Source organism: Collinsella sp. i05-0019-G5 (assembly GCF_042851345.1).
Lineage (GTDB): Bacteria > Actinomycetota > Coriobacteriia > Coriobacteriales > Coriobacteriaceae > Collinsella.
On record NZ_AP031421.1, the window covers coordinates 855,387 to 874,128 of the forward strand.

Below are 18,742 nucleotides of genomic sequence, written 5' to 3' on the forward strand. Positions count from 1 at the left end.
CCACCAAGCGCGCCGCCAAATAAGTCATCAAATATTGATCCAAGGTCCCTACGCGATGGTCTTCGCATCCCGTAGGGGTGCCGGCAGATTGCATGTGTCCTGGCCCATCATGACCGCAACATGTTGGTCAAGCATAATCTTTTGGATTCTTTTGGCGTGAGCGGCTTGGTTTTGGTGCTATTTGGCGGCGGCACGGTTGAGGGGGTTTCAAAACTGCTGTGCAGGTAGTTGGGTTGATAACGTTTTAGCAGTCTGCCAAGAGGCTTTCATTTATAATGCGTCTGCAAATTGACCAATTGCTTTGACCTGCTGAAACACTATATGTTGTGTTTGAACTAAAAAAAGAATACAGGATATAGATGCCTCTTTGTCGTATGATAGATGGCGGACAGAGAGCGAGAACCTTATTCGCCCCATTTGGATGGATCTTTGAGCCCCTTGATCGGCTGCGAGGATTGTCCGCATGAGGGCCTATGGTTATCGAGAACACAGATTGCGTGACGGCGCCGCAAGACAGGGGCAAACCCTGCCGGGCATCGTTTGGCCCTGAAGCGCAATGAGGCTACGATGCGAAAGAGGCAAGAGGATGAAGATCATCAAGCGCAGCGGCACCGAGGTTACCTTTGACATCGATAAGATCGTCAATGCGATCCGCGCCGCAAACTTGGAGGTCGAGGAAGGCTCTCGCCTTACCGACCGCCAGGTGATCTATGCGGCGCAAAACGTCGCCGAGGCATGTGAGAAGGCCGGCCACACCGTATCGGTCGAGGAGATCCAGGATCTGGTCGAGGACGAGATTATGCGTCTCGACTGCTACGAGGTCGCTCGCCACTACATCATCTACCGCTATGTTCAGAGCCTGAAGCGCCAAAAGAACACGACCGATGACAAGATCCTGTCGCTGATTGAGTGCAATAACGAAGAGGTCAAGCAGGAGAACTCCAACAAGAACCCGACCGTCAACTCCGTTCAGCGCGACTACATGGCCGGCGAGATTTCCAAGGACCTGACGCAGCGCGTGCTGCTGCCCCAGGAGATCGTGGATGCCCACAACGAGGGCCTGATTCACTTCCACGATTCGGACTACTTTGCCCAGCACATGCATAACTGTGACCTGGTGAACCTGGAGGATATGCTCCAGAACGGCACCGTTATCTCGGGCACGCTGATCGAGAAGCCGCACAGCTTCTCGACTGCTTGCAATATCGCGACGCAGATTATCGCCCAGGTCGCCTCTTCCCAGTATGGCGGCCAGTCGATTTCGCTGACCCACCTGGCTCCGTTTGTCGAGGTGAGCCGTCAGAAGATTCGCGGCGAGGTCGCTCGCGAGCTTGAGGAGCTCGGTGTTTCGGCATCTGCCGAGAAGGTTCGCGAGGTCGTTGAGGATCGCCTGCGCGATGAGATCCGTCGCGGCGTCCAGACGATTCAGTATCAGGTCGTGACCCTTATGACCACGAATGGCCAGGCGCCGTTCGTGACGGTCTTTATGTATCTCAACGAGGCCCGTACGCCTCAGGAGAAGCACGACCTTGCCATGATCGTGGAGGAGACGCTTCGCCAGCGCTACGAGGGCGTTAAGAACGAGGCTGGCGTGTGGATTACCCCGGCATTCCCCAAGCTTATCTACGTGCTCGAGGACGATAACGTTCACGAGAATTCCCCGTACTTCTACCTGACCCAGCTGGCTGCCAAGTGCACCGCCAAGCGCATGGTGCCCGACTACATCTCTGAGAAGAAGATGCGTGAGCTCAAGCTGTCTAAGGGTGAGACCGCCGGCAATGGCGATTGCTACACCTGCATGGGTTGCCGCAGCTTCCTGACGCCCGACCGTTCGGGCAACGGCTTTAACAATGTTGCCAACGCGCTGAACTATGACCCGACCAAACCTAAGTACTATGGCCGCTTTAACCAGGGTGTTGTGACCATCAACCTGCCCGATGTCGCACTGAGCTCGCATCAGGACATGGACAAGTTCTGGAAGATCTTCGACGAGCGCCTTGAGCTGTGCCATCGTGCCCTGCTGTGCCGTCATGAGCGCCTGATGGGCACGCTTTCGGATGCCGCACCGATTCTGTGGCAGTACGGCGCCCTGGCGCGCCTTAAGAAGGGCGAGACGATCGACAAACTGCTCGTGGGCGGCTATTCCACCATCAGCCTGGGGTATGCCGGTCTGTATGAGTGCGTCAAGTACATGACGGGCCACAGCCACACCGAGAAGGAAGGCACGCCGTTTGCCATGGCCGTCATGCAGCACATGAACGACAAATGCGCCGAGTGGAAGGCCGAAAGCGATATCGACTTCTCACTGTACGGCACCCCGCTTGAGTCGACGACCTACAAGTTCGCCAAGTGCCTGCAGCGCCGTTTTGGCATTATTCCGGGTGTGACGGACAAGGGCTACATTACCAACAGCTACCACGTCCATGTGTCCGAGGAGATTGATGCTTTCGATAAGCTCAAGTTTGAGGGCATGTTCCAGCAGCTTTCGCCGGGCGGTGCCATCTCCTACGTCGAGGTTCCCAACATGCAGGACAACCTTAAGGCTGTCATTCGCGTGATGCAGTACATCTACGACAACATCATGTATGCCGAGCTCAACACCAAGAGCGATTACTGCCAGGTGTGCGGCTATGACGGCGAGATCAAGATTGTCGAGGATGACGGCAAGCTGGTGTGGGAGTGCCCCAACTGCGGCAACCGCGATCAGGAGAAGATGAATGTCGCCCGTCGTACGTGCGGCTACATCGGTACTCAATTCTGGAACCAGGGTCGAACCGAGGAGATCCGCGACCGCGTGCTGCATCTCTAATACCGCTCCGGGGCTGAGCCGAGAGGGCCGCTTGGGCATTTGCTCGCTATTTCGGACAGTCCTGCGCAAGACGAAGGCCACATTAAGTGGCCTTCTTTGCGTGCGGAACTCATATCGAGCAAAAGCCCAAGCGGCCCTCTCGGCTCAGCCAAGTTGACGTAGCTGAGATGCAGCATGCGGTCTGCTCGCTTCTCGAAGTTCTTAGCGGAAATGAGTTGAGCTGCAATGACGATCTGCTTGCAATGGCGGTTGAGCTGCAGCTGAGTATTTATTGGACCGCGAACCCTATACTCAATGTTCGCTTCGTTCATTGAGTTACCCTTTGCATGAGGCCGGGACATATCGTCCCGCCCGCAGTTTCGCAGGCCGAAGGCCGAGAATGTTTGAGGACGGGATGATATGTCCCGGCCTCCCGGGAGAGTTACCTATGAACTACGCGAACATTAAGTATTTCGATATTGCTGATGGGGAAGGCGTCCGTACTTCTCTGTTTGTGAGTGGGTGCCGTCGTGGGTGCAAGAACTGCTTTAACTCTGTTGCGTGGGACTTTGCTGCGGGTGAGCCGTTCGATCGCGCCGTCGAGGACAAGATTATCGAGAGTCTCGACCATCCCTTTATCGATGGCCTGACGATTCTGGGCGGGGAGCCTATGGAACCCGAGAATCAGGCGGGTCTCGTTGACTTTATCGAACGCGTGCGTGCGGCCTATCCTGTGGAGTCGGGGAAGACCATTTGGTGCTTTACTGGCGACGTGCTCGAGGAGCTTATGCCGGGCGGCCGTCATCATACCGAAGTGACGGACCGTATCCTTGCCTGCCTCGATATGTTGGTGGACGGCCCGTTCGTTCAAGACCTGCACGATATCTCCTTGCGTTTTAGGGGTTCGAGTAATCAGCGGGTGATCGACATGAACACCACGCGCGCTCGTGCCGCGCGTGAGGGCGTTGCGCTGTGCGATGCTGTGGAGCTTTGGCGAGACGATCCGGTCTATTCGACCCATACTATGTAGCTTGTGGCCGATGCCGGAGGGCGTGGTACCATAGCCCGAACGCAAAATCGGAAGAGTGAGGCCCAGATGGTCGATCAGGAAAAAGTTGAGACCGCCATAAAGCTGTTGCTTGAGGGCATAGGCGAGGACCCAACTCGTGAGGGCCTGCTGGAGACGCCGGCACGCGTCGCCCGTATGTATGGCGAGATTGCCGGCGGCATGGACCAGAGCGCTGAGGAGCACCTGTCCAAAACTTTTGCCGTCGCTTCGAACGATTTAGTTATCGAGCGCGACATTACGTTTTACTCGCTGTGCGAGCACCATCTACTGCCGTTTTATGGTAAGGCTGCGATCGGCTATATCCCTAACGGTCGCGTGGCGGGTCTGTCTAAGCTTGCTCGCACGGTTGAGGTCTATGCCCGTCGACTGCAGCTGCAGGAGCAGCTGTGTGCACAGGTTGCCGATGCCCTCATGGAGTATCTCGCTCCCCAGGGAGCGATTGTGCTCATGGAGGCTGAGCATATGTGCATGACCATGCGCGGCGTGCAAAAGCCTGGCACCAAGACCGTGACGCTCGCTCGCCGCGGCGTCTTTGAGACCGATCCCGCGCTCGAGGAGCGGTTCTTTAGGATGCTGGGCCGTTAGCATGAGGGTCGTCAACGACTTTACATCGAAGACCGATGAGGGGACGCCGCGTCGCGGCTTCATGGCTTCGGGCCTGGCCCCCTTTGATGCCATGCCTCGCATTGATTACATTTGTGCCAACGGGCTGTTTCGGCGGCACCTGGGCAACATTGCGCAGTTGGAATCGGGGCGCATCTTCTGCCGCCACGGTATTGACCATCTGCTCGATGTCGCTCGCATTATGTGGATCAAGAATCTCGAGGAACAGCTCGAATTTGACCGCGAGGTCATCTACGCCACGGCACTTCTTCACGATATCGGCAAAGATGAACAGTATGAATCGGGTATATCCCATGATGTTGCAAGCGAACGCGTCGCTGATGCGATTCTCGGCGGCATGCCCGATGATGTGGCGTTTGAGCCGGCCGATGCCGCAGCCATTAAGACGGCCATTCTGGGCCATCGAAAGCTGCGCGTGAACAGCCAACCGCTTGAGCGTCTGCTCTATGCGGCCGATAAAGCGTCGCGCGCCTGCTTTGCATGCCCCGCGCGCAATGCTTGCAACTGGAGCGATGATAAAAAGAACCTGTCGATTCGCGTGTAGTTAGTTTGCGCGGTCGGGGTTCTAAACGAAGGAGACGATCGCGATGAGCAATAAGAAACTGCCCGAGAATGCAACCAAGACTGAAGGTGCCGAGCTCGCCCGCCGTGGAAGGGGCGAAATATCCACCGCAACGGCGGTACCCCACGTGAGCTATGACGATCTGCGCCATGCCGACCGCATCACCGTTGAAGGTCTTGAGGTTTTTGCTAACCACGGCGTATATCCCGAAGAGAACGCGCTGGGCCAGAAGTTCATCGTGTCCCTGGTGCTCTATGCCGACCTGCGTGCAGCGGGGGAGCACGATAACCTGGACGCCTCGATTGACTACGGCTCGGTATGCCACGATGTCGATGGCTATCTGCGCGAGCATACGTTTAAGCTCATCGAGGCTGCAGCCGAGGGCGTGGCCCAGATGCTGCTACGTCGTTACCCCCTGCTGCTTGGCGTGCGCGTTAAGCTCGATAAGCCTTGGGCGCCCGTCGGTCTTCCCCTGGCAAGCTGCGGTGTCGAGATCGAGCGTGTGCGCTAACCGGTTCTAATACGTCTCTATGGGTGGCTGCTTGAGTCGCTGAGAAAGTGCTCTATTGTTGGGGCAGTATGTGTCGAGCAGGACGTGGAACCGCTGGTTGTGGCTTGGCTCGAGCAAGTGGACGAGCTCGTGGGCGACAACCATGTCGAGGCATTCGATGGGATAGGCGGCAAGTTCGCGTGCGATGCGAATGGCTCCGGTCTTGGGCGTGCATGATCCCCAACGCGTTTTCATGCTGCGTACGGAAACGCGGGATACGGCGACACCCATTGCGATTTCGTATGCGTGCACCATATCGCGCAGTGCCGATGTGACCTCGGACGTATAGAGCTGGTCAATATGGGCTTGGATCTCACTGGGCGTTAAGCCGTCGAGGGTCGCGTTCCACTTGGCCTGCGGACGTCCGTTTGGCTCGTCGGTACCCATAAAACTTGCGAAGGTAGCCTGCTTGGGCCGCGGTGCGGGTGATGCAAAGTTGTGGTCGAGTGCGTCCTGTACCGTGATGGGCTTGCCCCAAAGTGCAATGATGGACGAGGGACTGAGCGGCTCTCGCGCCGTCGCCTGACGTTGCTCGCGCTGGGCACGTCGGCTGATAATCCAGGCGCTGTTGCGCTTCACAAACGCTTCAATACGCTCGCGGCTGGCGCCAAGTGGTGCGCTGGCGTGAACCTCGCCGCTCGATGTGACGCGTAGGTTGAAGTTCTTGACGCACTTTTTGGTAACGACGACGGGGATGGGCGTCCCATCCGGTCGGGATACGGAAATCGTAAACTGCTGCGTCAAAAGCGGTCCTTCAGATTGGGGACGGGCCGGCATGTCGACCGTTCGGCATGCCGGCTCGCTCAGGGGATGTGAAATTAATAACGCTCGAAGAAGGCAAGGGCATTATCGCTGCAGAGCTTCTGCATCACGGTCTTGCCAAAGTGCTTGGAGAGCATGTTCTGGAACTCGGGCATCTTGCTGGCATCGGAGAGGAAGGCGGGCACCGTGGCACCGTCCCAGTCGCCGCCGAGCGCGATGACGTCCTCGCCGCCCAGGTCGAGCCAGTGCTCGATATGTGCCGCCAGCTGGTCGAAGGTGACGTCTGCGGCGGTCTTGTCGGCTGCGTCGTTGGAAAGGAACTCGCTGCAGTAGTTGAGGCCGACGATACCGCCCATGTCGCGAATGGTGCGGAACTGGTCGTCGGTAAGGTTGCGTTTGACGCCGCAAACCGCACGGGAGTTGGAGTGGCTGGCGACGAAGGGACGTGTGGCGTGGGCGACAACCTCGTCAAAGCACTCATCGTTGAGGTGGGAGACGTCAAGCACCATGCCGGCGTGCTCCATCTGCGTAAGTGCCTCGATGCCGGCGGCGGTGAGGCCGGCGTGGGTATCGTGTCCGCTCGCGAGCGGTCCCTGCGCATTCCAGCTGAGCGATGACATGAGTACGCCCAAGCTCTTGAGCACCTCGATCAACGCGGGGTCCTCGGCAAAGAACGTGGCGTTTTCGATGGTGTGGATGCAGGCGACCTTGCCGTCTTTGAGCGCGGGGCGAATGTCTGCCGCGCTGCGTACGTTGACCATGCGGTCGTGGTTGAGCATTGCCTGGCCGCTCATATGCGCCATGATCTGCGCCTGGAAGCGCGCGGCGTGGGCGGTGGGAATCTCATCGGGGACAAACGTGGCGAAGCACTGTGCCCATGGCGTGTTGCCGATCTTTGCGAGCGAGATGGCGCAGGCGTTGCCCTCGATGAGGTCGAAATCTTGCGGATGCGTTTCGTCGCCGGGGAAATAACCGTCGGTGCCGGCGGTAAAGCGCAGGTCGAGATCGAGCGTGGCCCAGCCGATGCGGTCGGCGGTGTCGCAGTGTAGGTCAAATACGGGATATGCCATGGTTCCTCCGGTTGCAGCGTTTCTTTGCAAACTGTCATTGAATTGTATGACTAGGGTATAGTTAGCGCCATATGTTCACGGCGGCCCGCGTTGTGCGCCGCCCTTATCACGGAGGTTACCATGTCCAACCAGGGCAAGAAGGTCAAGACTCATTATCGCGGCACGCTCGACGACGGCACGCAGTTCGATAGCTCCTACGATCGCGGCGAGCCGCTGGAGTTCACCTGCGGCGCCGGTCAGATGATCAAGGGCTTCGACGCCGCTGTTGTCGACATGCAGGTGGGCGAGAAGAAGACCGTGCACATTCCTGCTGCCGATGCCTACGGCGAGCACAATCCCGAGATGGTTATTACCTTCCCGGCCGAGCAGGTTCCCAACATCGAGCAGATCGAGAAGGGCATGAAGCTCTTCCTGTCCACGCCGAGCGGCATGCCCGTCCCCGCCGTCGTCATCGACGTAACGCCCGAGGCCGTGACGCTCGATGCCAACCACGAGCTTGCCGGCAAGGACCTCAACTTTGATATCGAGCTCGTCGAGGTCGAGGACTAGGCTATGCCTGTGAATCTGGTTTCGACAGCGTGTCTCGGAAATCTCAACGACCCGTCCTATGAGCTTTTGCTTCGCCGGGAGCTGGGCGGTGTCTTTGAGGTCGATGAGCTACTACTCGATTGGGACCAGGCCGATGCCCGCACATTTGTGGGCGTGACGGAGCTGGGGCGTACGGTCGATATTCGGCTGGGCGCTGCCGATGGCGATCGCCTTGCCGATGGCGATGTGCTCGCCATCGACCGTTCGGGCATGGTGCCCGTGGCGGTTGTCGTGCGCCTGCGCAGTGCCGAGGTTTATTTGGTCGAAGTCGACCGCATGGACCCGATTGCGCTCGCGCATGCGTGCTGGGAGATCGGCAATATGCACGCGCCGCTTTTCCGAGGCGATTCGGACGAGTATACCGTGCGCATGTATACGCCGGTGCAGCCTGTTTTGGGCCGCATGCTCCGGGGCGTCGAGGGCGTTTGGCTCTCGGTGGTTACCCGTGAACTCGATGCGGACCGGCGCTTTGCGTCGAGTGCGGCGGATGCCGTTGTGAGTATGGCTCCCGACTTTACGATTGTAAAAAAGGCGCGCGGTTAACGTGCGTATGAGTAAGACGGACTTTGAGAGGCAGCTATTCAAAGTCCGTCTTACTGTTGATGAGGTGCTTTGGGGGGAAAGCATATGGGTCTTGAGGGAATCAAGCTGATTGCATGCGATTTGGACGGCACGTTGCTGCATCGGGGGGAGCGCGAGCCGCGTTCCGAGGCCTTTGAGCTCATCGATGAACTGCATCGTCGCGGTATCGTGTTTATGCCGGCGAGCGGTCGTCAATATGCGAGCTTGCGCTATCTGTTTACCCCGGTGGCCGATGAGCTCGCCTATGTATGCGAGAACGGAGCCCTGGTGATGAGCGAGGGGCGTGCCGTTGTCAAGCGCTCCATGGAGCGTAGTCTTGCTATGGATATCGCGAATGCCGTGGTTGCGTATCCCCATGCCGACGTGACCCTTTCGTGTGAGGGACACCTCTACACCATGAGCGGCAACGATGCGTTCGTCGACCATTTGCGCTATGAGGTCCACTGCGATGTGGCGGTGGTCGACCGCCCCGAGGACATCGACGAGGACGTCATTAAGATCGCCTTCCAGACGCCCGAGGTGGATCAGCCGGCGGCCCTGGAGTATTTCGAGCGCCTCTTTAGCGACCGTGTTGACGTGATGACGTCGGGAACCGAATGGACGGACTTTATCGGTTTCGGTTCGGGCAAGGGCTCCGCGCTTGCCGACTACGGTCGTGCCCTGGGTATTTCGCCCGATGAGATGATGGCGTTTGGCGATAACGAAAACGACCGCGACATGCTCAACGTCGTGGGCCATCCCTATCTGATGGAGAGCTGCAACCCCTCTATGCGTGGCATCAACGACCGCGTCCGCTACGTGCGCACGGTCGAAGAAGAACTGCGTCGTCTACTTGCCGAGTAGGCATGCCCCAAACATCTACCGGCAGTCGGGGCAGAGACCCTCGAAGATGGTGTAGTGCGACGTGACGTGCCAACCGATTTGCTTGGACGCCTCGGCGTCGAGCTGGGCATCGAAGGGGAGCGGCACGTCGATGACGCGGCTGCACGAGGTGCAGATGATATGTGCGTGCGGCTCGATGGTGCGATCAAAGCGACTCCCGCCCGGCGTCTTGATCGAGAGGATTTCTCCGGCATCTGCCAAGAGATTGAGGTTGCGGTAGACCGTGCCGCGGCTGATCTTGTCATCCTGTTCGCGCACGGCGTTGTAGATTTCGTCGGCGGTGGGATGGTTATAACTTTGGCGCACGGCGTCAAGAACCAGCTTTCGCTGCCTGGTATTCCTTCTTTGCACCGCCATGCGCCTCGCCTCTTTTCTATTAACGGTCGTAGGTAAATGATACCGTATTTAGCACACAATACTAATAATGAGGACTGAAACCGTCTTCATTGGCAAGTGGGGCTCGGGCCTGGGCGTCTACGAGGCGAAAACGCGTTCCCATGCACTCGTAGGAGGCATGAAGCGCCTCGAGATGAGATAGGATGTTTGCCGGAGCTCCCTGTATCTCCATCTCGACTGAGCCGTCTTCCATGTTACGCACCCAGCCGGTGAGGGAGCGTGCCTGCGCGAGGTTGGTGTTGGTAAAGCGAAAACCAACGCCTTGGACTTGCCCCGTCCAGTGCAGGAAATAGCGCAGGGGAGTGTCTTGAGTGGCCTCGTCGCTTGCGAGTACGGTAAGCCTGCGGCGCAGCTCGAGCTCGACGTTTGATGGTTTTTGAGGCTCTCGACTGCCGCCGGTGACGCTGGAGAAGAACGTATCGAAGAGGCCCATCGCTATGCCTGCTTGCCTGCGTCGGCCGGGAAAGTAATGCCGGCCTGCTGGCGCACGGCATCCATGATGCGCAGTGAGACGAGCGTGACATCGCGGTAGTGGCCAAGCTCGTGGCGTCCCGCCGGGGTCTCCCAAATCTCTTCCTTAACGTTATCGATGCCGCCGATGGCGGTGATAAAGTCTGTGAGTTCGTATTCCATAGTGTTGCTCGATTTGGGCAGGTCGAGCACGCGGCCGTTGTCTCCCTGTTCGCGCGGTGCCTCGGTCGCCGAGCCGCGTACGACGTCGCCGCGATAGTCGATGCGGACGTTGCGGGGCGTGGACAGATGGTCGATCTGGATAGTGCCACGCTCGCCTTCGATCTGCGAGGGCAGCAGGTCATTCGTAATTTTGGAGTGCGCGAGCTCGACGGAGATACGCCCTCCGCCATAACTGGCGAGAATGGAGCCGCAGCCGTCGATGGGGCCATGGGTGAGCTCTTGCGTTGAGGGGTCGAGCAGCGTGGTCATGCTGGTGAGACCGGAGGGCATGCCGAAGATCTCGACCATGGGCTCGACGGTGTAGACGCCAATGTCCATGAGGGAACCCGATGCCATATTGCAGTCGAAGATATTGGTGGCACGTCCCGCGAGAATCTCGTTGTAGCGCGAGGAATACTTGCCAAAGCGCAATGAGGCGCGGCGGATGGGGGCAATCTCGCCCAGGACGTCCTCGATGGCGTGGAAGGCGGGATCGTGGAGGGGACGCATAGCCTCGAGGGCCACGACACCTGCTGTCTCGGCAGCGCGAAAGACCTCGAGCGCCTGCGCTTCGGTGGCGCAGAAGGGCTTTTCGACGATGACATGCTTGCCACCGGCGATGCAGGCAAGGGCCTGCTCGTAGTGAAGTGCGTTAGGGCTGCCGATATAGACGGCGTCGACGTCGCCGGCTGCCGCAAGCTCATCGAGTGACGTAAAGTTTCGCTCGCCACCGCGCTCGGCGGTAAAGGCAGTACCGCGCTCGGCATCGCGCGAGAGCGTGCCCACAAACGCGGCTTGGTCGTTGGCGTTGACGACCTGGATAAAGTCGTCGGTGATCATGGATGTGCCGATGGTCGCTATACGCAGCATACGTCTCCCTTGCGTTGTTTGGTCTACAGGATGAGTGTAGCGCGTGGAGATATAAAGCTGCGCGAAAACGCTATTACAGGTCGCTCTCGTTAAAGCCGGCGTCGATATCGAGGTCGCTGCCGTCGGCCGCCGTGGTGGCGAGCTCATCGCAGCGCTCGTTGAGCTCGTGGCCGGCGTGACCCTTAACCCAGATGAACTCCACCTTATGCTTGCTCTTTGCGGCAAGCAGACGCTCCCACAGGTCGCGGTTCTTGACGGGCTGCTTGTTGGCAGTTTTCCACCCGTGCTTTTTCCAGCCGTCGATCCAGTGCTTGTTAAAGGCGTTGACGACGTACTGCGAATCGGAATGGACTTCGACCTCGCAGGGGCGGTTGAGTGCCTCGAGCGCCACGATAACGGCCATGAGCTCCATGCGGTTGTTGGTGGTCTTGGCGTAGCCGCGCGAAAGCTCGGAGGTAAAGGTCTTGCCGGCGGGGTTGGTGTATTTGAGCACGGCGCCGTAGCCGCCGCGTCCCGGATTTGATCGGGCCGAGCCGTCGGTATAGATGATGACCTTCACGGGCTTCCTTTCGTTGAGTGTGTTTCATGTGAGTGACCATTGTAGCGCCATGCCCGCCGGGGGCTAGCTATCTACGATTTCTACCCCGTCTTCCGACAGTTAGTTGGCATGGATGATGCGGTTGAGCTCGTCGAGGTATTGTTGCAAGAGGGGAGAGGGCTTGCGCTCGTCGTGCATGATATAGCCTACGTGCATCGTTGGGGCGTCTGCTAGCGGGATCGATGCCATACCCCATTGCATTTCATTGGAGAGGACACCGGTCGATAGGGTGTAACCGTTCGACGTGATAAGTAAGTTAGTGAGCGTCCCGCGGTCCGAGATTCGTATGTTGCGGTCGCAGGGGATATAACTAAAAGGTTCCTCGGCGTAATAGAAGGAGTTTGAGGTTCCCTGCTCAAAGCTGTAGCGCGTATAGGGTGTGAGGTCGGCAAGGGACAGCTGGGGGCGGCGTGCGAGCGGGTGGCGCTCGCTAACGAAGACGTGGACCGTCGCGTCGAAGAGGGGATGGAAGCTTGCGCGGGCATCGGCGAAGGCCTTCTGCAAGACACGGGTATTAAAGTCGTCCAGATAGAGGATGCCGATATCGCTGCGAAATGCGCGGACGTCGTCGATGATCTGCGAGGTGGTGGTCTCGCGCATGATGAACTCGAACTTACTGTCGCGGCAGCGCTCGACCACGTTGACAAAGGCCTCGACCGAAAAAGCGTAGTGCTGGGCCGAGATGGCAAGGCGCGCCTGGGGTGTGCCGCCGTCCTCGTAGCGGGCCTCGAGCATATCTGCCTGCTCCACGACTTGGCGCGCATAGCCTAAGAGCTCGGTACCGTCGTTGGTGAGCGTGACGCCGCGGCTGGAGCGCGTAAAGATTTCCAGATGGAGCTCCTGCTCGAGGCTTTTGACGGCGTTTGAGATGTTGGACTGAGCGGTATAGAGGCGCTGAGCTGCGGCGTTGATTGAGCCGGACTCTGCCACGGCAATCAGAAAACGAAGCTGCTGGAGGGTCATCGACGCCCGTCCTTTCGATAGCTATCTAAAAAACCGATAACATGTTAGCGCTTTTAAGTGATTGACCGAGCGAAACAATGCTCGTACTATTCAAAACACACAAAGGCGGTAGGTAATTAAGCCGACCACGGAACCGGGATGCGAAAGGAGGCCCGCATATGAATTGCTTACCAAGACGAATGCCGGGCTCCTGCTTGCGCCCGTCGGCGTGATCAGGAGACAGCGACTTACTTCTCTTACTCTTATTACTTTTGTTCGATCAAGGAGATCATCATGAGCCAGTTTATCAACAACCCCGAGCATACCTTTGGTTTCGATACCCTGCAGCTGCACGTTGGCCAGGAGAGCGCCGATCCTGCATCCGACTCCCGTGCCGTGCCTATCTACCAGACCACGAGCTATGTGTTCCGCAACTCCCAGCACGCCGCCGACCGCTTTGGTCTTGCCGACGCCGGTAACATCTACGGCCGTCTGACCAACTCCACCCAGGGCGTCTTTGAGGACCGTATTGCCGCACTCGAGGGTGGTGTGGCAGGTCTTGCCGTCGCCTCCGGTGCTGCTGCCATCACCTATACCCTGCAGGCTCTTGCCCAAGCCGGTGACCACGTGGTGGCTCAGAAGACCATCTACGGTGGCTCCTACAACCTGCTGGAGCACACGCTCTCCCAGTTTGGTGTCGAGACCACCTTTGTCGACGCCCACAACCTGGACGAGGTCGAGGGTGCCATCAAGGACAACACCACGGTCATCTATCTCGAGACGCTCGGCAACCCCAACTCCGACATCCCCAACATCGACGCCATCTCCGAGATTGCCAAGAAGCATGGCCTGCCGGTTGTTGTCGATAACACCTTCGGCACCCCGTATCTGTTCCGTCCGCTGGAGCATGGCGCCAATATCGTCGTCCACTCCGCGACCAAGTTCATTGGCGGTCACGGTACCTCGCTGGGCGGCGTGATTGTCGATGGCGGCAACTTTGACTGGAAGGCGAGCGGCAAGTATGCGCAGATCGCCGAGCCCAATCCCTCCTACCATGGCGTCTCGTTTGCCGAGGCTGCCGGCCCTGCCGCCTTCGCGACCTATGTCCGCGCCATCCTGCTGCGTGACGAGGGCGCTTGCATTAGCCCGTTTAACGCCTGGATCCTGCTCCAGGGCACCGAGACCCTGTCACTGCGCGTCGACCGCCATGTCGAGAACACCAAGAAGGTCGTTGAGTTCCTGGCTTGTGACAGCCACGTCGCCAAGGTGAACCACCCGAGCCTGCCTGAGCACCCCGACCATGAGCTCTACAAGCAGTATTTCCCCAACGGTGGTGCCTCGATCTTCACTTTCGAGATTAAGGGCGGCCAGGAGGCTGCATGGAAGTTCATCGACCACTTGCAGGTGTTCTCGCTGCTCGCCAACGTGGCCGACGTCAAGTCGCTCGTCGTGCACCCGGCTACGACTACGCACTCCCAGCTCTCTGCCGAGGAGCTCGCCGAGCAGAACATCACGCCCTCCACGATCCGTCTTTCCATCGGTACCGAGAACGCCGAGGATATCATTTGGGACCTGAAGCAGGCCTTTGCCGCACTGGACGAGTAGGGCGACTTGTGCAAGGACCCCTTGCGACTCGATAGGTATAGCTGCATAAAATGCCTGCTCAAGGCGCCTGCGCAAGCAATGGTTGCGCAGGCGCCTTTTTTGCATAGGAAGGGCGCTATTACAGGGTTTTTGACATGCTTTATGCAATCGAGATGTGGAAAACTCCTGTTGAGAGGATGTGAGTTTTACGCAAATGACGTGCACCTTTTGAGAAAAACCGCAGGTCGCGATTTGCTCGGAGTACTATGCAGCGCGATCGAATCACGCGCAGCTCAAACGCAGCAAAAACGCACTACGGAGGTTTCCAGCTACATGAGGATTGATTCACGAAAACCGAAAGCCGCCGCCCTTTCCGCCGCTCTGACCGTGGCACTTTTAGCGGGCGCCGGCGCAACCGATGCCCACGCGGCAACACTGTCCGACACGGTCGGATCCACGCCGTCCGAGGCGACGCTGATGCAGCCCGTCGACTATCGCGGCGACGGCTTTGGCTCCATGCAGGAGTGGAATGCCTCTATGGGGGCCAAGCGCGATTCCCTGGAGGTCCGCGCCCAGATCATCATGAACATGTACGGTGACTATGCCACCGATGACGAGCGCGCTGTACTGCAAGGTTGTATCGATGGTGCGGGCGGTCTTTTGACGATGGAGGAGGTCGACTCCAAATCGACCGAGCTCGATGAGCTGCGCACGACGCTTGAGGATGCCAAGCGTGAGGCGCTCGAGGCTGCGGCCGCCGAAGCCGAGGCCGCTGAGGCCGTTCAGGCTTTGTATTACAACGCCGGCTCCGGCTCGTCTTACGCGTCTGCTGCGTATTACGCGAACGGCTCGGGCCTGACGCGCTCGAGCGGCGTCAATAACTATAACGGTCGTCGTGAGACCTATTACAGCAGCAACGTGCTCTACCATCACCGCACGGGCGAGTGGACTCAGGATTCCGAGGGCTTTTGGCGCGATTCCGATGGTTACTACGTCGTTGCCGCGGGCGATAAGGCTCAGGGCTCCACGTTTACCGGTTCCAAGGGCGAGTGCAAGGTCTATGACTCCGGCTGCGCAGCCGGAACCACCGACTACTACACTGGCTGGTAATTTTTCTGTATCACGAATATTTGGCGGACGGGCGTCTTTACCGAGCTTTAGGGCAACGTAAGGGCGCCCGTTCTATGTATGCATTTGAGTTAACAGAGCGCTTACCGTGGCAGTACGCCGCGCATATGGGCGCGGGGCACACTAAGTCACGAGAAACAAAGTCTTTCTCGTGGAGGAAGTGGTTCCATGAACGCTCGAGATGTCGCTATTGCCGTCGTTGCCCTTTTGATCGGATGCCTTGGTCCGACGGCGGCGTTAACTGCCGGCTTGCAGTCCGCTACGGGCGCCGCTCCTGTGATTGTGGGCGCCTTGATTGCAGCGGCGTTGCTGGGAAGCGCCGGCGTGCTACTTTGCCGCGATGACGAGGACGAGGTTCCGGAATCGCAAAATAAGCCTCAGTTTTAGCCTCGAGCTAAATGCAACAGGCCTTCGCGAATGACGGAATCCTCGCGAAGGCCTGTCTGCTTGTATTGCGCACGTCGCGATGCGGCCGAGGCTACCAGCTGCTTTCTATTTCGCGAATCCTCTGGTAGAGCCAATCGTTTTGCGGCACTTGGATATCTTGTTTGGCGGCCAGGCGGCAAATGGTGCCCGCGAACTCCTCGACTTCGGTCTTTCGTTGTGCGATGCGGTCCTGCGCCATCGAGGGCATACCGGTGGGGTCGATTCCCTCGATGAGGTGCACCATCTGCGTCAGGTCTGCCTCGGTCAGCTCAATGCCCTCGGCATTGGCGACCGCAAGTGTCTCTCGCATGGCGGAGACAAAGCAGCGGCGCTGCTCGGAGCCGGCCTCTGTGGCGCTTCCATACGTTCCGCCGTAGGCCATGCACGTCTGGTTGATACCATCGTTGAGCATGAGTTTGGCCCACATGCGGTGCGCAATGTCGCTCTCGGCGGTATGGGCGATGCCGCAGCGTGTGTAGAGCTCGTCGATGGCGGTGACGGTTGCGGGCTCGGTGCCTGCTGCCGCGCCAAAGCGAATCTCGCCCGCATTGGTAAAGGTGAGCGCGCCGTCGAGGAACACGGCATCCATGCCCTGGCAAATACCAAGAACGGTATGCTTCCAGCCAAAGCGCTCGGCAATCTTCTGCTCGCTCGTAATGCCGTTGCACAGCGAGGCGATGAGCGTGTTGGGCCCCACGACGCGCTCCATAGTCTTGAGTGCTTGGTTGAGTCCTGTCGTCTTGACCGTGAGAATGACAAGATCGGCGGGCGTTGCCTCACTGACGCGCACGGACTTGAGTGCGCAGGGCTCGCCGTTGACCGTAAGGGCGTCGCCTGCGTGACGCTCGAAACGGGCGTCATCCATAACGTATTCGACGGCGTCATTGCCGAGGGCCGTGGCAATCATGCTACCGTAGAGCAGGCCGACGCCGCCCTTGCCGATAAAGGCGACCTTGTTGATCTGCATGTGAATCATCTCCCCATATAAAAGGCGCCCGCGTAAGGGGCGCCTGATGGATTGTATGCTGCCAGGGTGATTGGTGGATGCGCGGGACTGCTGTTACGAAAAAGAACTATTGCACTGTGCGCTTATGCCGCGGGACAGACCGCAAAAACGCGCACAGGATATCCAACGCCATCGCGCACCTTGGGGAAGGTGCAGATGATGCCTGCGCCTGTGGCGGAAAGCTCGTCCAGATGGTTCATGACCTCGATCTGGTAGCGGTCGACCGAGAGGATGTATTGCTCGCCGGGATAGGGGTAGGCGTCCTCACGCGTGGCCACGCTCGCCTCCTTTCATCGGGCTTTTTGCTGATGTTAAAGCGGTGCCGTGACGGCCTGATTTCTGCTGCGTTACGATACGTTCTCGATTGCGATTCCGATGGGCTTCGATGACGTGACAGGTTTGTTTCGCCTTATCAGGGCTTCGATGGGGGAGGAGGGGCCGTGCAATATCGCGTTGACCCCAAAAGCAGTAACCGTATCTCGGCGTTGGGGCTGGGCTGCATGAGGTTTCCCGGTGCGCCGGGACGCCCGGATGCGAAGACAGCCGACGCCATCATCTCCCGTGCGGTGGAGCAGGGGATTAACTACCTGGACACGGCCTATCTCTATCCCGGCAACGAGGCTTGCGTGGGCGCTTCGCTTGAGCGCCTAGGCCTACGCGACCAGGTTTTGCTCGCGACCAAGCTGCCGCATGCTTCGTGCAAATGCGCGGAGGATTTCGACCGGTTCTTCGACGAGCAACTGTGCCGCCTGCGGACCGACCATATCGACTATTACCTCATGCACAACATTACCTCGCCCGCCCAGTGGGAACGTGTGGTGGCGTTGGGCATCGAGGACTGGATCGCGCGTCAAAAGGCGGCGGGGCGCATTCGCCAGATTGGTTTTTCGTATCACGGCAGCGCGGCGGATTTCCTGACGGTGCTTGACGCATATGACTGGGATTTTTGCCAGATCCAGTACAACTATGCCGGCGAGCGTTACCAAGCGGGAACGGCAGGACTCATGGCGGCTGCGGAGCGCGGTCTTGCGGTGTTTGTGATGGAGCCACTGCTGGGCGGTCGTCTAGCGGGCAAACTGCCGCCGCGGGCACGCGCTGTGCTCGATGGCGCCCGTGACCCGCATTTGCGCACTCCGGCCGCCTGGGGGCTTTCGTGGGTGTGGAACCATCCTCAGGTGACGATGCTGCTTTCGGGTATGACCGATACCGCGCAAGTGGATGAGAACGCGGCGTTGGCCGATCGGGCCCTGCCGGATTCGATGACGGCTGCTCAGCTCGATGCCATCGCACGCGTGCTGAGGGAGTTTGAAAAATCGAATCGCGTGCCCTGCACGGGATGCGGCTATTGCATGCCGTGTCCTAAAGGCATCAATATCCCTGGGTGTTTTGCTGCCTACAACGCAAGCTATGCGCACAGCTGGTTTACGGGGCTGTCTCAATACTTTACGGCGAGCGCGGTGCGGACGAACGAGCCCAAGCTGGTGAGCAATTGCGTCAAGTGCGGCAAATGCGCGCGGCATTGCCCGCAGCATATCGATATCCCCGGGCGCTTGGACGACGTACGCCGCCGTTTTCAGCCTGGCCCCGTGACGGCGGTGCTTAAGGCCTTCGGCAAAACGCGCTCCTCGTGACCCTTTTATAAC

At 58.8% G+C, this 18,742-nt stretch carries 21 protein-coding genes; 12 read left to right on the plus strand and 9 right to left on the minus strand.

Features of this window, described 5'->3' with window-relative positions; all coding sequences use genetic code 11:
* The first annotated feature begins 586 nt into the window (after positions 1-586).
* The 5 genes from nrdD (at position 587) to folB (ending at position 5,554) form a co-directional block, all read left to right on the plus strand.
* A complete protein-coding gene (gene nrdD, locus ACGHIZ_RS03795; RefSeq protein ID WP_118081896.1) occupies positions 587-2,809 on the plus strand; it encodes an anaerobic ribonucleoside-triphosphate reductase in 2,223 nt (740 codons plus the stop codon).
* Positions 2,810-3,236: 427 nt separating this feature from the next.
* On the plus strand, positions 3,237-3,818 hold the full coding sequence (gene nrdG / locus ACGHIZ_RS03800; RefSeq protein ID WP_390449252.1) for an anaerobic ribonucleoside-triphosphate reductase activating protein: 582 nt from the start codon (positions 3,237-3,239) through the stop codon (positions 3,816-3,818).
* Positions 3,819-3,884: 66 nt separating this feature from the next.
* Complete coding sequence (folE, locus tag ACGHIZ_RS03805) at positions 3,885-4,442, plus strand: GTP cyclohydrolase I FolE (protein ID WP_117766073.1); 558 nt, start codon at positions 3,885-3,887, stop codon at positions 4,440-4,442.
* A gap of 1 nt (position 4,443) precedes the next feature.
* Complete coding sequence (locus ACGHIZ_RS03810; RefSeq protein ID WP_175406008.1) at positions 4,444-5,025, plus strand: HD domain-containing protein; 582 nt, start codon at positions 4,444-4,446, stop codon at positions 5,023-5,025.
* A gap of 43 nt (positions 5,026-5,068) precedes the next feature.
* Entirely contained in the window at positions 5,069-5,554 is a 486-nt protein-coding gene (gene folB / locus ACGHIZ_RS03815; RefSeq protein ID WP_022094401.1) for a dihydroneopterin aldolase, read from the plus strand.
* Between the two features lie 6 nt (positions 5,555-5,560).
* Here folB and ACGHIZ_RS03820 read toward each other — a convergent pair whose 3' ends face one another.
* Together ACGHIZ_RS03820 and ACGHIZ_RS03825 are read right to left on the minus strand one after the other, a co-directional pair.
* Entirely contained in the window at positions 5,561-6,337 is a 777-nt protein-coding gene (locus ACGHIZ_RS03820; RefSeq protein WP_195232127.1) for a M48 family metallopeptidase, read from the minus strand.
* Positions 6,338-6,411: 74 nt separating this feature from the next.
* Positions 6,412-7,425, minus strand: coding sequence for a dipeptidase (locus ACGHIZ_RS03825; protein ID WP_390449257.1), 1,014 nt, complete (start codon positions 7,423-7,425; stop codon positions 6,412-6,414).
* Between the two features lie 120 nt (positions 7,426-7,545).
* Between ACGHIZ_RS03825 and ACGHIZ_RS03830 the strand changes: the two genes are divergently transcribed.
* The 3 genes from ACGHIZ_RS03830 (at position 7,546) to ACGHIZ_RS03840 (ending at position 9,438) form a co-directional block, all read left to right on the plus strand.
* On the plus strand, positions 7,546-7,974 hold the full coding sequence (locus ACGHIZ_RS03830; RefSeq protein ID WP_117640821.1) for a peptidylprolyl isomerase: 429 nt from the start codon (positions 7,546-7,548) through the stop codon (positions 7,972-7,974).
* Positions 7,975-7,977: 3 nt separating this feature from the next.
* Positions 7,978-8,556 (plus strand): urease accessory protein UreE, encoded by a 579-nt coding sequence (locus ACGHIZ_RS03835; RefSeq protein ID WP_195232125.1) that lies wholly within the window; start codon positions 7,978-7,980, stop codon positions 8,554-8,556.
* Between the two features lie 84 nt (positions 8,557-8,640).
* Positions 8,641-9,438 (plus strand): HAD-IIB family hydrolase, encoded by a 798-nt coding sequence (locus tag ACGHIZ_RS03840; protein WP_195232124.1) that lies wholly within the window; start codon positions 8,641-8,643, stop codon positions 9,436-9,438.
* Between the two features lie 15 nt (positions 9,439-9,453).
* On the opposite strand, the gene ACGHIZ_RS03845 is transcribed toward ACGHIZ_RS03840, so the two are convergent.
* The 5 genes from ACGHIZ_RS03845 to ACGHIZ_RS03865 all read right to left on the minus strand — a co-directional run bounded on the left by ACGHIZ_RS03845 (position 9,454) and on the right by ACGHIZ_RS03865 (position 12,976).
* The gene (locus ACGHIZ_RS03845) at positions 9,454-9,834 is read right to left on the minus strand and encodes a Fur family transcriptional regulator (RefSeq protein WP_195232123.1); all 381 of its coding nucleotides are present in this window, start codon (positions 9,832-9,834) and stop codon (positions 9,454-9,456) included.
* Positions 9,835-9,895: 61 nt separating this feature from the next.
* Positions 9,896-10,306, minus strand: a complete 411-nt coding sequence (locus tag ACGHIZ_RS03850) for an acylphosphatase (RefSeq protein ID WP_390449263.1) — start codon at positions 10,304-10,306, stop codon at positions 9,896-9,898.
* 2 nt (positions 10,307-10,308) lie between these two features.
* Positions 10,309-11,415, minus strand: coding sequence for a Gfo/Idh/MocA family protein (locus ACGHIZ_RS03855; protein WP_195624790.1), 1,107 nt, complete (start codon positions 11,413-11,415; stop codon positions 10,309-10,311).
* A 73-nt stretch (positions 11,416-11,488) separates the two neighbouring features.
* Positions 11,489-11,974 (minus strand): ribonuclease HI, encoded by a 486-nt coding sequence (gene rnhA / locus ACGHIZ_RS03860; protein ID WP_390449266.1) that lies wholly within the window; start codon positions 11,972-11,974, stop codon positions 11,489-11,491.
* Between the two features lie 99 nt (positions 11,975-12,073).
* A complete protein-coding gene (locus ACGHIZ_RS03865) occupies positions 12,074-12,976 on the minus strand; it encodes a LysR family transcriptional regulator (RefSeq protein ID WP_117640815.1) in 903 nt (300 codons plus the stop codon).
* 273 nt (positions 12,977-13,249) lie between these two features.
* Between ACGHIZ_RS03865 and ACGHIZ_RS03870 the strand changes: the two genes are divergently transcribed.
* The 3 genes from ACGHIZ_RS03870 to ACGHIZ_RS03880 all read left to right on the plus strand — a co-directional run bounded on the left by ACGHIZ_RS03870 (position 13,250) and on the right by ACGHIZ_RS03880 (position 16,054).
* Complete coding sequence (locus ACGHIZ_RS03870; protein WP_390449269.1) at positions 13,250-14,560, plus strand: O-acetylhomoserine aminocarboxypropyltransferase/cysteine synthase family protein; 1,311 nt, start codon at positions 13,250-13,252, stop codon at positions 14,558-14,560.
* Positions 14,561-14,872: 312 nt separating this feature from the next.
* Entirely contained in the window at positions 14,873-15,649 is a 777-nt protein-coding gene (locus ACGHIZ_RS03875; RefSeq protein WP_390449272.1) for a hypothetical protein, read from the plus strand.
* 186 nt (positions 15,650-15,835) lie between these two features.
* The gene (locus ACGHIZ_RS03880) at positions 15,836-16,054 is read left to right on the plus strand and encodes a hypothetical protein (RefSeq protein WP_117640812.1); all 219 of its coding nucleotides are present in this window, start codon (positions 15,836-15,838) and stop codon (positions 16,052-16,054) included.
* Positions 16,055-16,145: 91 nt separating this feature from the next.
* Here ACGHIZ_RS03880 and ACGHIZ_RS03885 read toward each other — a convergent pair whose 3' ends face one another.
* Together ACGHIZ_RS03885 and ACGHIZ_RS03890 are read right to left on the minus strand one after the other, a co-directional pair.
* Positions 16,146-17,060: a ketopantoate reductase family protein gene (locus ACGHIZ_RS03885; RefSeq protein ID WP_390449275.1), complete on the minus strand. Its 915-nt coding sequence runs from the start codon at positions 17,058-17,060 to the stop codon at positions 16,146-16,148.
* Between the two features lie 122 nt (positions 17,061-17,182).
* A complete protein-coding gene (locus ACGHIZ_RS03890) occupies positions 17,183-17,377 on the minus strand; it encodes a hypothetical protein (RefSeq protein WP_390449278.1) in 195 nt (64 codons plus the stop codon).
* A 162-nt stretch (positions 17,378-17,539) separates the two neighbouring features.
* Here ACGHIZ_RS03890 and ACGHIZ_RS03895 point away from each other — a divergent pair, with 162 nt between their 5' ends.
* On the plus strand, positions 17,540-18,730 hold the full coding sequence (locus ACGHIZ_RS03895) for an aldo/keto reductase (protein ID WP_117800398.1): 1,191 nt from the start codon (positions 17,540-17,542) through the stop codon (positions 18,728-18,730).
* The last annotated feature ends 12 nt before the right edge of the window (positions 18,731-18,742 follow it).

What these genes read in the sequence shown, in the direction of transcription:
- folE (WP_117766073.1), top strand. Translation starts at nt 3,885, where the DNA reads ATGGTCGATCAGGAAAAAGTTGAGACCGCCATAAAGCTGTTGCTTGAG.
- ACGHIZ_RS03810 (WP_175406008.1), top strand. Translation starts at nt 4,444, where the DNA reads ATGAGGGTCGTCAACGACTTTACATCGAAGACCGATGAGGGGACGCCG.
- ACGHIZ_RS03830 (WP_117640821.1), top strand. Translation starts at nt 7,546, where the DNA reads ATGTCCAACCAGGGCAAGAAGGTCAAGACTCATTATCGCGGCACGCTC.
- ACGHIZ_RS03865 (WP_117640815.1), bottom strand. Translation starts at nt 12,976, where the DNA reads ATGACCCTCCAGCAGCTTCGTTTTCTGATTGCCGTGGCAGAGTCCGGC.
- nrdD (WP_118081896.1), top strand. Translation starts at nt 587, where the DNA reads ATGAAGATCATCAAGCGCAGCGGCACCGAGGTTACCTTTGACATCGAT.
- ACGHIZ_RS03825 (WP_390449257.1), bottom strand. Translation starts at nt 7,425, where the DNA reads ATGGCATATCCCGTATTTGACCTACACTGCGACACCGCCGACCGCATC.
- ACGHIZ_RS03850 (WP_390449263.1), bottom strand. Translation starts at nt 10,306, where the DNA reads ATGGGCCTCTTCGATACGTTCTTCTCCAGCGTCACCGGCGGCAGTCGA.
- ACGHIZ_RS03870 (WP_390449269.1), top strand. Translation starts at nt 13,250, where the DNA reads ATGAGCCAGTTTATCAACAACCCCGAGCATACCTTTGGTTTCGATACC.
- ACGHIZ_RS03885 (WP_390449275.1), bottom strand. Translation starts at nt 17,060, where the DNA reads ATGCAGATCAACAAGGTCGCCTTTATCGGCAAGGGCGGCGTCGGCCTG.
- ACGHIZ_RS03845 (WP_195232123.1), bottom strand. Translation starts at nt 9,834, where the DNA reads ATGGCGGTGCAAAGAAGGAATACCAGGCAGCGAAAGCTGGTTCTTGAC.
- ACGHIZ_RS03840 (WP_195232124.1), top strand. Translation starts at nt 8,641, where the DNA reads ATGGGTCTTGAGGGAATCAAGCTGATTGCATGCGATTTGGACGGCACG.
- ACGHIZ_RS03835 (WP_195232125.1), top strand. Translation starts at nt 7,978, where the DNA reads ATGCCTGTGAATCTGGTTTCGACAGCGTGTCTCGGAAATCTCAACGAC.
- ACGHIZ_RS03880 (WP_117640812.1), top strand. Translation starts at nt 15,836, where the DNA reads ATGAACGCTCGAGATGTCGCTATTGCCGTCGTTGCCCTTTTGATCGGA.
- folB (WP_022094401.1), top strand. Translation starts at nt 5,069, where the DNA reads ATGAGCAATAAGAAACTGCCCGAGAATGCAACCAAGACTGAAGGTGCC.
- nrdG (WP_390449252.1), top strand. Translation starts at nt 3,237, where the DNA reads ATGAACTACGCGAACATTAAGTATTTCGATATTGCTGATGGGGAAGGC.
- ACGHIZ_RS03875 (WP_390449272.1), top strand. Translation starts at nt 14,873, where the DNA reads ATGAGGATTGATTCACGAAAACCGAAAGCCGCCGCCCTTTCCGCCGCT.
- ACGHIZ_RS03855 (WP_195624790.1), bottom strand. Translation starts at nt 11,415, where the DNA reads ATGCTGCGTATAGCGACCATCGGCACATCCATGATCACCGACGACTTT.